The sequence below is a fragment of the Chryseobacterium sp. SIMBA_028 genome, from assembly GCF_046535285.1.
Classification (GTDB): Bacteria; Bacteroidota; Bacteroidia; order Flavobacteriales; family Weeksellaceae; genus Chryseobacterium.
This window is the reverse complement of record NZ_JAWRWZ010000078.1, coordinates 1-383: the sequence shown is the minus strand read 5'-3', so window position 1 is coordinate 383 and position 383 is coordinate 1. Positions and strand designations below refer to the sequence as shown.

General features: G+C 63.4%; 1 protein-coding gene. It reads left to right on the top strand.

What is annotated here, in order from left to right; genetic code table 11:
* The coding region (locus tag SCA31_RS22615) for a helix-turn-helix domain-containing protein (protein ID WP_410699297.1) at nucleotides 1-383 on the top strand (383 nt) is incomplete at both ends.

Below are 383 nucleotides of genomic sequence, written 5' to 3'. Positions count from 1 at the left end.
CAGGCACTGGGTTGCTGGATGGGTTATCGGTTGGAGCGTGTGGAATGGCCGGAAGGCGAAGGCCGCACGCTATCGCTGTATCTGAAGCCGGTCAGCAAGGTCATGTACTGCGAGCAATGCGGTGCACGCTGCCAGCAGATCCACGAGACGACGGTTCGCCGAGTGCGTGATCTGCCGCTGTTCGAATACCGGGTGGTGTTGCATGTGCCTCGTCGCCGGGTCTGGTGTGAACGCTGCGGTGGCCCGCGACTGGAGAAGCTTGCATGGCTGGGCCGCTACCAACGAGTGACGGAGCGCTTCGCCAAGGCGTGCGAGAAGCTGCTACAGGCTGCCAGCGTGCAGGCGGTGGCGGCCTTCTACGATCTGGGCTGGCACACGGTCAA